Source organism: Microcystis sp. Msp_OC_L_20101000_S702 (genome assembly GCF_007095705.1).
Classification (GTDB): Bacteria; Cyanobacteriota; Cyanobacteriia; order Cyanobacteriales; family Microcystaceae; genus Microcystis; species Microcystis ichthyoblabe_A.
Genome location: NZ_SFBO01000135.1, coordinates 58,239 through 64,396 on the forward strand (window position 1 = coordinate 58,239; position 6,158 = coordinate 64,396).

Sequence of the window (6,158 nt, forward strand, 5' to 3'; positions counted from 1 at the left end):
AGTTATTTTAATGATAAGAGAAGAACCTTAATGCACTTAGAAATTACTCAACTCAATAAAATTTTCACCACTAAACGAGGTGCTGTGGTCGCTCTGAAAGATATTAATTTACACGTTGAAAGTGCTGAATTTGTCTGTGCGGTCGGGGCCTCTGGTTCGGGAAAATCGACTTTGTTGCGAATGATTGCGGGTTTAGAGCTGCCCACTTCCGGCAAAATTACCGTTGATGGTGTTGAAGTGACAGGGCCAGGAGCCGATCGCGGCATGGTTTTCCAAAATTATACACTCTATCCCTGGATGACGATCCAAAAAAATGTTGAATTTGGCTTAAAACTACAGGGATTATCGACAAAAGAATGCTGGGAAGTGGCCTGTTATTATCTGGATATTGTCGGTTTAACTCAATTCGCTAATGCTTACCCCAGAGAACTATCGGGTGGGATGAAACAACGGGTAGCGATCGCCCGTTCTCTTGCTTGTCATCCCAAAGTTTTATTAATGGACGAACCCTTTGCAGCTTTAGATGTACAAACCAAAGAAAGAATGCACGAATATTTAATTGAAATTTGGCAAAAAATTAGGTGTAGTATTTTAATGATTACCCATGATGTGGATGAAGCGGTTTTTTTAGCTCAACGTATTTATGTTTTGAGTGCTAGGCCCGGGACTATACAACGAGAATTAACAATTAATTTACCCCTAGATCGTAATCATAAAATTAAACGACAAGCTCAGTTTTATGACTATGCGGATGAAATTTACGGCCTACTACGGGGTGAGAAATCCTAGAAAAAACTAGGGATGATCAAGAGTAGTCCCGGGTTGAAAACGAGTTAGAGCAGCAAAAATCATCCTTTAGAGATACTTTCCGTTATCTAGCATCGCCAAACAGCGATCGCTCGCTGCTGCCGCCAACCCTAAATAAGTGATGGAACAGTTGTTCAACCATTAAGATTTTGTGATAATCCCGGGTAAGTGTGATCTAAAGTACAGCTTTTTTTGGGAAAGTTTCTCTAGTGGTGCTGCCTTGGGGCGCAAATATGATAGAATCATGGTAAATTGATACAAAACTTTACTTCAAGGTGAATCTATGCCGTTTACGATCGAATCAGCGCGGAGCATTTTCCCCAACACGCTATCAGCGGATGTGGTTCCTGCCACGATTGCGCGTTTCAATCAGCTGAATACCGAAGATCAACTAGCCTTGATTTGGTTTGCCTATCTAGAAATGGGCAAAACCATCACCGTTGCCGCCCCCGGCGCTGCTAGTATGGTCTTTGCCGAAAAAACCATGAATGAAATTCGGCAGATGTCACCCCTGCAACAGTCGCAGGTGATGTGCGACTTAGCCAACCATGCTGACACCCCGATTTGTCGTACCTACGGCACTTGGTCTGCTAATATCAAGCTGGGATTCTGGTATCAATTAGGACAATGGATGGAAGATGGCAGTGTTGCCCCAATTCCCAAGGGTTATGAACTATCTGCTAATGCCAGCGCCGTTTTAGACGGGATTAAAAAATTAGAGTCGGGACAACAAATCACGGTTCTGCGGAATTGCGTGGTCGATATGGGCTACGATCCGAAGAAACTGGGCGATTATAACCGTATTTCCGAACCCGTGGTTCCTCCCCAAAATATTGCCGAACGGACCAAAGTTAGCATTGAAGGCGTTACCAATGCCACCGTCCTCAACTATATGGACAACCTCAACGCTAATGACTTTGATGTATTAATTGAATTATTCACCCCTGACGGCGCTCTGCAACCACCTTTCCAACGTCCCATCGTCGGTAAAGAGGCAGTATATCGCTTTTTCCGCGAAGAATGCCAAAATTTGAAATTAATCCCCGAATGCGGTGTAGTGGAACCCGCCGATGACGGTTTTACTCAGATTAAAGTGACGGGAAAAGTACAAACCCCCTGGTTTGGTGCGGGTGTGGGTATGAATATGGCATGGCGCTTCCTCCTAACTCCTGATAATAAAATTTTCTTCGTAGCGATCGATTTATTAGCTTCTCCGAAAGAATTATTAAACTTTGCCCGTGGCTAAATAGCTACTGAGAGAAATCATTAAAAATTCTGATGAAACTTATTAGAGTTCCTTGTCAAGTGAACTCTTTTTTTTATACAATTAAAAGGCTGACTTAAAAAAATTGGTAAATACACCGGTTTCTTCTGCGATCTAGGTAAGAATAACTAAACAATCATTCTTACAGATGTGGGCGAAAAGAGTCGAGGTAGTTCAAAAACCCAAAATTATCATCCCTAAAACTAAAATCATGCCTATGAGTGAAATAATTTGGTCAGATACCGAACAAGAAATTGCTCAAACTGCTTTCCAAAAAGCTTATCAGCGAGAAACTAGGACTTTAATAGAACATATTAAAGAACAGTCTGGTCAGATCACGGTTTTAGATGATATCTGGCAAATGCACGATTATCTAAGCGCCCGACGACATCAGATTGATGGTAAATATGAGTATCGCTATACTTCCCTAATTTTTGTCTTTGCTCAACTATTAAAGGAAGGATGGTTAAAGCTAGAGGATCTCAACGGTTTGGAAAAAGATAAACTAGCAAAAATCGCTGCCCTCTCGCGAATGTAAATTAATGATTGGCATTAAGCTATCAGCTTTCTGCTTCTAGTTGGGTGACTAGAAAATTCATCTCTAGATAACCAACACCGTCTTCAGTTTTTCCTAAGCGGCAACCAATTTCGCTAGAATGAGTCAATCATCCCGATCGCTTTTCGCTTGTTTTGTACCTTTGGTTTATGTTCAAAAATCTTTTACTTCCCCTAGGAATATCTATCTTTCTCGGTGTTTGTCAGCCTTTGTCAGCCGCCGAATCAGCTATCATCAAATACTACATCTTCCAAGGGTCCGTATCGGTATCAGAATTAAAGCAATTGAGCGAAACAGGCGAATTAGCTCCCGCTTTAGCGGCACAATTAAAGATGGCTAACCAAAAACCTGAAGAATTCCGCAAAATCCTTAATCGTCGGGTAGCGGTAGATGCCGTCTTTCTTTCCAAATTTCTTAATAGTTTTTTTGGCGAAAGTTTGCTAGATTATGCGACTGAAATTGTCCATACACCCAATCGGACTGCTAGTCGGCAAGCTTTACGCGGTGCCTTAGTCACTTCTGCCATTAATGATAATGAGATTCAAATCATCGAAGTCCTCGCTAATTATCCCACCAGCGAGGTTCATGTGGATGGCAATCGTCTGCTGGATTTAATCAACCAAATTGAGTCAGTATTGAAAAAAATGCCCCGTTTACCTTTCTGATATCAAATCCGCCTTTCAGGTTTTCATGAATTGCGCTGTAAATTGAATAGATTAGGATAATCTAGTAATAATAATGACTACTTCTTTGTCTGAAAGGAAAACAGTTAGCGCCAAACCTTTTTTAAAGTGGGCGGGAGGCAAAACTCAACTGGTTCCCAATATTCTATCTTTGATTAATTCCCAGATTTCTCAAAATTGTCAGTTTAACTACATTGAACCTTTTGTCGGAGGTGGGGCAGTTTTATTCTCAGTCTTAAATAATTTTTCTCCTGTCCAAAAAGTTATTATTAATGACATCAATCCTGATTTAATCATGGCTTATAATGTTATTAAAAATAATCTCAAAGAATTAATAGTCAAGCTTAAAAAAATTCAGCAGGATTTTTATGAACTTAAAAATCTAGAGGAACAACAAAAGTTTTTTTTAGATAAAAGAATAGAATTTAATTCTCGCAGCTGCGATGACTGTCTAGAAAAAACAGTTTTGTTATTATTTCTTAATAGAACTTGTTTTAATGGACTTTATAGAGTCAATAGCAAAGGACTTTTTAATGTCCCCTTTGGAAAATATGTCAAACCGTTGATCTGCAATGAAGAAAACTTATTAGCTGTCAATCATCATTTACAGAAAGTGACGATCCTACAAGGAGATTTTGTCCAAACCCTAAATTATGCCAATAACAAGACTTTATTTTATTTTGATCCTCCCTATAAACCGATTAAAAAAACATCAGCTTTTACCTCTTATACCAAAGAAGATTTTAACGATGAGGAGCAAATGCGATTAAAACAATTTATCGATCAAGTCGATCGAGCGGGTTATAAATTTATTTTAAGCAATTCCGACCTTAAAAACTTTGACTCTGACAATAATTTTTTTGATGACTTATATAAAAATTATAATATTCAAAGGGTAAAAGCCCGAAGAAATATTAATTCCCAGGGCAATAATAGGGGAGAAATCTGGGAATTACTGATCAATAACTGACAAAATTAAGCCTAACAGAAAAGAGGGGTCAAAATGACACTAAATCCCATTTAAAAAGTATAGTGGAGCAGGGAGAAACAATCAATAACTTGGGAATTAATCCCGCTATTAAAAACGGATTTGGCATGATGGCTCTTCTGAGTTTGGTATGCTTTTCGGCGGTTTATCAGTAGCTTAAGAGCTTGACACACCTTCCAGATAAGTCTTTCCCGTTTTTTTCCAGATCCAAATTGAATTAATCCCTTGCCGGATAGGGTTTCCAGCTAAGTGGAACATCGATTTGCATAACAAACTCAGATAAACCCTAAAAAAAAGCGATTTTCATCAGATAAGCTCCCAAAATCCTTTTATTGATCGAGGGACACTAGCAAACGAGAAGGGTACAATTGCAGATTCAGAGAATAAAGTCGGTTGACAAGAAATTATACCAATTCTCCAAAGTCTGACTACAGAAGTTTAATCCCCCTAAATCCCCCTTAAAAAGGGTGACTTAAATTCGATGTGTAGTTTTCATTTAGAGAAATGGTATTAGATTGGCGTTCTTTGAGGATTTGAGTAATCAAAGATTTGTTTAAGTCAGTTTCCTTCGCCGCAACCAGCGTCCTGATTGAGAACGGTCGCAACGCGCTCACTACGCGAGATCGAGATTTTTTAGGGCATCGATGGTATCGCGGATATAGTCCAGGGTGCGGTCGCAACGCGCTCGCTACGCGAGATCGAATTCCTTCTGCGAATCGGCGTAGGATTTGCCAATCTCCCACATCAGGATGTTTACGACTTCATCTCGCTGTTCTTGCATCCGATAGGCAAAGTCTTGCAAATGCTCAATTCGTTGGGCAACAGACAGGGTTGGCCACACCCCGCGACCCCGATTGTAGGCAGTCACAGCGGCGTTTAGGGCTGCCAAGTATTCCTGCTTTTGAAAGTAAGGGGAAATGCCCGATTTTAGCGGCTACCAATCCTTGATCGGTCTGGATGTGAATGGGAGAAATCACCTCTTCCACCTCGCCATCCCAGTGACGCAGTTCTCCGTTGATCAGATACTCCCGTTGATTGAGGGGAGTTTTAATACGGAAGGCTTCTGGAATCTGGTCAGCAGTGGGAAAAATGGATTCAACAGTATGGGATTGGGTGATAATGGGGGCATTCATGACGGCTAGAACTCAAATTATTGGAATCCGATAATCTCTCAATCACGTTGATCAGGATGAGCGTGGATCATATAAGCTACTTTCCCTTGAAGTTCGTCCACCCTGCATAACGAGCGCGAGTGCCAAGTTCTTCTTCAATGCGGAGCAACTGGTTGTATTTGGCTAACCGTTCGCCCCGACAGGGCGCACCTGTTTTTAGTTGGGCTGCGCTTGTCGCAACGGACAAATCGGCAATAAAATCATCGGGAGTTTCCCCGGATCGGTGGCTGATATAGATGGTATAACCACCGGAGCGGGCTGTTTTGATTGCTTCTAATGTTTCGGTGACAGACCCAATCTGATTAACTTTAATCAAAGAGGCATTGCCTACACCTTTGTTGATCGCTTCCTGAATAATTTTGGGATTGGTACAAAAGATATCATCAGCCACTAATTGAACACGATCGCCTAACCGCTCGGTCAATTCTTGCCAGCCTTCCCAGTCCTTTTCTCCCAAACCATCTTCTAAGGAGATAATCGGGTATTGGTCGATCCAGCTTTCCCATAGATCGATCATATCTGAGGAAGATTTGCGGCTCTTGTCAGATTTAAAAAATTCGTATTGTAAAGTTTTGTAAAAAATATATGCAAATGACTGCAAACAACTGCTAATATGGTTAGTACAAGTTTACGTTGCAGTTCACATGAAACTATCAGATTATGCTAAGAAAAAAGGGATCAGTTATGA

The 6,158-nt window shown here is 40.7% G+C and carries 8 protein-coding genes; 5 read left to right on the forward strand and 3 right to left on the reverse strand.

Translation table 11 applies throughout. From position 1 onward, the window contains the following. Nucleotides 1-30: 30 nt before the first annotated feature. The 5 genes from EWV60_RS14740 (at nucleotide 31) to EWV60_RS14760 (ending at nucleotide 4,280) form a co-directional block, all read left to right on the forward strand. Entirely contained in the window at nucleotides 31-789 is a 759-nt protein-coding gene (locus EWV60_RS14740) for an ABC transporter ATP-binding protein (protein WP_287233039.1), read from the forward strand. Between the two features lie 301 nt (nucleotides 790-1,090). Continuing rightward, nucleotides 1,091-2,053, forward strand: a complete 963-nt coding sequence (locus EWV60_RS14745; protein ID WP_024969093.1) for an orange carotenoid-binding protein — start codon at nucleotides 1,091-1,093, stop codon at nucleotides 2,051-2,053. Between the two features lie 229 nt (nucleotides 2,054-2,282). Next, nucleotides 2,283-2,609 (forward strand): fluorescence recovery protein, encoded by a 327-nt coding sequence (frp, locus tag EWV60_RS14750; RefSeq protein ID WP_502705825.1) that lies wholly within the window; start codon nucleotides 2,283-2,285, stop codon nucleotides 2,607-2,609. Nucleotides 2,610-2,776: 167 nt separating this feature from the next. Continuing rightward, the gene (locus EWV60_RS14755) at nucleotides 2,777-3,292 is read left to right on the forward strand and encodes an alpha/beta hydrolase (protein ID WP_002777581.1); all 516 of its coding nucleotides are present in this window, start codon (nucleotides 2,777-2,779) and stop codon (nucleotides 3,290-3,292) included. Between the two features lie 73 nt (nucleotides 3,293-3,365). Then, on the forward strand, nucleotides 3,366-4,280 hold the full coding sequence (locus EWV60_RS14760; RefSeq protein WP_002777580.1) for a DNA adenine methylase: 915 nt from the start codon (nucleotides 3,366-3,368) through the stop codon (nucleotides 4,278-4,280). A 706-nt stretch (nucleotides 4,281-4,986) separates the two neighbouring features. On the opposite strand, the gene EWV60_RS14765 is transcribed toward EWV60_RS14760, so the two are convergent. From EWV60_RS14765 to EWV60_RS14775, 3 genes are all read right to left on the reverse strand, one after another. Beyond that, nucleotides 4,987-5,166: an aldehyde dehydrogenase family protein gene (locus EWV60_RS14765; RefSeq protein ID WP_287233045.1), complete on the reverse strand. Its 180-nt coding sequence runs from the start codon at nucleotides 5,164-5,166 to the stop codon at nucleotides 4,987-4,989. Further along, nucleotides 5,105-5,431 (reverse strand): hypothetical protein, encoded by a 327-nt coding sequence (locus tag EWV60_RS14770; protein WP_287233047.1) that lies wholly within the window; start codon nucleotides 5,429-5,431, stop codon nucleotides 5,105-5,107. The genes EWV60_RS14765 and EWV60_RS14770 overlap by 62 nt, the downstream gene beginning before the upstream one ends. Nucleotides 5,432-5,507: 76 nt before the next feature. Beyond that, complete coding sequence (locus EWV60_RS14775) at nucleotides 5,508-5,987, reverse strand: phosphopyruvate hydratase family protein (RefSeq protein ID WP_502705826.1); 480 nt, start codon at nucleotides 5,985-5,987, stop codon at nucleotides 5,508-5,510. Nucleotides 5,988-6,158: the final 171 nt, after the last annotated feature.